We start from the raw sequence: 3,549 nt of genomic DNA on the forward strand, positions 1-3,549 counted from the left end.
ACGGTGGTGTTGTTGACGCCGGGGAAGTGCGCGGCCAGGTGGATCTGCTTCAGGGGCTTGGTCATGGGGGTCGTGTCCTCCTGGCTCAGGCGGTGGTGGCGTAGCGGTTGGCGGGGCGGGTGAGTCCCAGCAGTCCGCGCAGGGTGTCCGCCTCGTAGGCGGTGCGGAAGAGGCCCCGGCGCCGCAGTTCGGGGACCAGGCCGCGGGTGATCGCCGGCAGGTCGTGACCGAGGACCGCGGGGCGCAGGCGGAAACCGGTCAGTCCCGTCGCCGCGAACTCCTCCAGCAGGTCGGCGAGTTGGACGGGCGTACCGGTGAAGACGCGGGCGTCGCTCGTGTACGGCTCACCGGCGAGCTCGTCCAGGCGCTCCTTGCGGGCGCGGGCCTCCGCCGGGTCGTCGTCCAGGAAGACCACCAGGTCGGCGAAGACGTGCAGCGGATCGGTGGCACGGCCGGCCGCCGCCTGTTCGGCGCGGATCTCGGCGACGATCTCCCGTGCCTGGCCGGCGTCGTGCGGGGTGACGTAGCCGACGTCGGCCTGCCGGGCGACCAGCCGGTACGGCACGGTCCAGTGGGCGAGAGCGGTGACCAGGGGCTGGCCCTGCGGGGGCCGGGGGGTGATGGAGGGCCCCTTGACGCTGAACCGCGGGCCCCGGAAGTCGATGTAGTGGAGCTTGTCCCGGTCGATGAACCGGCCGGTGGCCACGTCCCGGATCTCCGCGTCGTCCTCCCAGCTGTCCCACAGCCGCCGGACCACCTCGACGTGGTCGGCGGCCTCGTCGAACAGCTCGGTCACCAGCTCGCGCGCGGCCGGGCTCTCGTAGCCGTCGATGCGCGGCGCGGTCCGGCGGCCGAAGTGGGCGGCCTCGTCGGGGCGGGCGGAGATCTTCACGCGCAGACCGGCGCGGCCGGTGCTGACGTAGTCGAGCGTGGCGATCGCCTTGGAGATGTGGAACGGCTCGGTGTGGGTGGCGATCACGGTCGGCACCAGCCCGATGTTCCGGGTCAGCGGCGCCACGCGGGACGCGATCAGGACGGCGTCGAGACGGCCGCGGACCTGGTCGGTGCGCTCGTCCGGGCCGAGGAGGTGCGAGGACTGCGGGGCGAGGCCGTCCTCGATGGTCACGAAGTCGAGCAGGCCGTGCTCGGCCTCGGCGACGAGGTCGGCCCAGTAGGCGGCGGTGAACAGTTCCGTGGGGCGGGCGACCGGCTCGCGCCAGGAGGCGGGGTGCCAGCCGGTGCCGTCCAGGGCCACGGCGAGGTGCAGGGGTGCGGGAGGAGTGGTGGACACGGGTGTGCCTTCCTGGTCGTCCGAAGGGAGACGCGGGCCCCGCCGGAGGGGCGGGGTGCGCGGCGGATCAGGGGTGACGGAACGCGCCGGCCGCGCGCCGCGGGTCGCCGTGCGGCCGGGAGCGGTGGCGGGCGGAGGCGGAGGCCGGAGCATGTGCCGGCCTCGTCTCCACCCGCCGGACGGGCCGCGCGGGCCTCGCGGGCCATGAGGGCCGCGCCGGCCTGCCCGCGCCGAAGGTCACCACTCCCCCGGCACGGCGGCCGCGCCCGGCGTACGTACCTCACGGAAGTCGGTGTGGCGGCGCAGCGTGAAGCCGAGGGACTCGTACAGCCCGATGGCCCGGGTGTTGCTCGCGGCGGCGTGCAGGAACGGGGTGTCGCCGCGTTCCCGGATGCCCGCGGCGACGGCGCGGACCAGGCGGGTGGCGAGGCCCCGGCCGCGGTGGTCCGGGTCGGTGCACACGGCGCTGATCTCGGTCCAGCCCGGCAGCCGGAGGCGTTCGCCGGCCAGGGCGATCAGTCGGCCCTGGTGCCGGATGCCGAGGTAGGTGCCGAGGAGCACGGTGCGGGGCAGGAAGGGGCCGGGCCGGGTGCGGGCGACCAGGTCCAGGATCTCGGGGACGTCGGCGGGCCCGAGCCGTACGGCCTCGGGGTCGGGTTCGGCGTGCAGCGCGGTGTCGACGAGCTGGACGCCGGGTACGCCGCCGGAGGTCCGCCAGCCCTCGGGGATCGTGGCCGCGCCGGGCACCGCGACCGGCGTGTCGGGGCCGACGAGGCGGTGCAGGTCGGCCCAGGCGGCCGGGTCGGCGGGGTCTTCCAGGGCGGCGAAGACGGCGACGTCCGAGGGGTAGCGGGCCGCCTTGCCGAGGCGTTCGGCGAGGGAGGCGTGCGGGCCGGTCAGGGCGGCCCAGGCGGCGTTGTCGAGGGGGTGCGGGGCGGGGGCGGCCGGGGCCGTGTCACCGCGCAGGACGGTCGGCTGGGTCACGGGTGCGGGGTCCTTTCCGAGGGCCGAGGCAGAGCGCGCGGGCGAGTAGTGACGGGCCGTCAGGAGTTGTCGAGCGGGAGTCCGGGCGGGTTGACCTCGGAGGACTCGACGGCCTCGCTGGTGAGGTTCCAGGCGGCCAGCCACTTCCCGTACTGGCCGTTCTCGATCAGGTGGTCGATGGCGTCCGCGATCGGCTGGGCGAGCCCGCTGTCCTTCTTGGTGGTGGCCGCGATCAGACCCTGGAGGGAGGCGCCGGCTCCGGAGTAAGTGCCCGCGCTGCGCGTGGCGTTGGGGGACTTCGCGGTCTGGGTCACGTGATAGGCGACGCCCGGGTTGGCGGCGAGGTAGGCGTCGATCTTCCCGCCGGTGAGCGCCAGGTAGGTGCTGCTCTTGCTGGCGTAGTGCTTGACGGTGAGCTGCTTGCCCTCCTGCTTCAGCTTCGCCTGCCACTCCAGGAGGATCTTCTCCTGGTTGGTGCCGTTGTCGACGGCGACGGTCTTCCCGGCGAGGTTGCGGTAGTCGCCGTCGAAGTTCCAGGTGCTCTTCTTCGTCACCTCGAAGCCGACGTCGTCCTTGCGGTAGGAGGCGAAGTCGTACTTGCGCTTGCGCTCCTCGGTGTCGGTGATGTTGGCGAAGGCGACGTCGGTGCGGCCGCTGTCGATGCCGACGAACATGTTCTCCCAGGTGGAGTTCTTCAGTTCGGGCTCCAGTCCGAGCACGGCGGCGACCAGCCGGGCCAGGTCGGGTTCGGCGCCGGTGAGGGACTTCTGGTCGTCGCCGACGTACGCGAGCGGCGCGAAGCCGTCGGGCAGGGCGCCGACGCCGATGACGAGCTTGCCGCTCTTGCGGACCGACGCGGGGACGCGGGAGCTGATCGACTTCACCTCCGAGACCTTCAGCGCGGTCTCCTTCGCGGCGCCGTTGGACAGCCGGCCCACCGTCACCGTGCCCGCGGCGTCGGTCGTGGTGGCGGCGTCGCTGTCCCCGCCGCAGGCCGCGAGCCCGGTGGCGAGGGCGGCCGCGGCGGTGGCCGCCGTGATGCCGCGGAGCAGACCGCGTCGGGAGAGGGAGAGGTGGTGGCGCATGGCTGTCCTTGTCGCTGGGAGGGAGGGGAAGGAAGGGGCGGGGGGTCAGAGGACCTTGGCGAGGAAGTCCCGGGTGCGTTCGTGCCGCGGGGCGTCGAGCACCTCGGCGGGCGGGCCCTGTTCGACGATCCGGCCGTCGTCCATGAAGACGACGCGGTCGGCGACCTCGCGGGCGAAGCCGATCTCGTG

3 protein-coding genes and 1 pseudogene are annotated in these 3,549 nt (G+C 73.8%); all 4 read right to left on the minus strand.

All coding sequences use genetic code 11. The features are described 5' to 3' along the window. Window positions 1-85: 85 nt before the first annotated feature. The gene (locus GTW67_RS08510; protein ID WP_346010601.1) at window positions 86-1,291 is read right to left on the minus strand and encodes an LLM class flavin-dependent oxidoreductase; all 1,206 of its coding nucleotides are present in this window, start codon (window positions 1,289-1,291) and stop codon (window positions 86-88) included. Window positions 1,292-1,528: 237 nt separating this feature from the next. After that, window positions 1,529-2,275 (minus strand): GNAT family N-acetyltransferase, encoded by a 747-nt coding sequence (locus tag GTW67_RS08515; RefSeq protein ID WP_161164200.1) that lies wholly within the window; start codon window positions 2,273-2,275, stop codon window positions 1,529-1,531. A 59-nt stretch (window positions 2,276-2,334) separates the two neighbouring features. Then, complete coding sequence (locus tag GTW67_RS08520) at window positions 2,335-3,360, minus strand: transporter substrate-binding domain-containing protein (protein WP_161164201.1); 1,026 nt, start codon at window positions 3,358-3,360, stop codon at window positions 2,335-2,337. A 45-nt stretch (window positions 3,361-3,405) separates the two neighbouring features. After that, window positions 3,406-3,549: pseudogene (locus GTW67_RS08525) on the minus strand (ectoine/hydroxyectoine ABC transporter ATP-binding protein EhuA); the annotation flags it as partial.

The sequence above is a fragment of the Streptomyces sp. SID5910 genome (assembly GCF_009862125.1).
Taxonomy (GTDB): Bacteria; Actinomycetota; Actinomycetes; order Streptomycetales; family Streptomycetaceae; genus Streptomyces.

Bases quoted from the DNA above. Each gene is read 5' to 3' on its own strand.
- GTW67_RS08520 (WP_161164201.1), bottom strand. From the start codon at position 3,360: ATGCGCCACCACCTCTCCCTCTCCCGACGCGGTCTGCTCCGCGGCATC.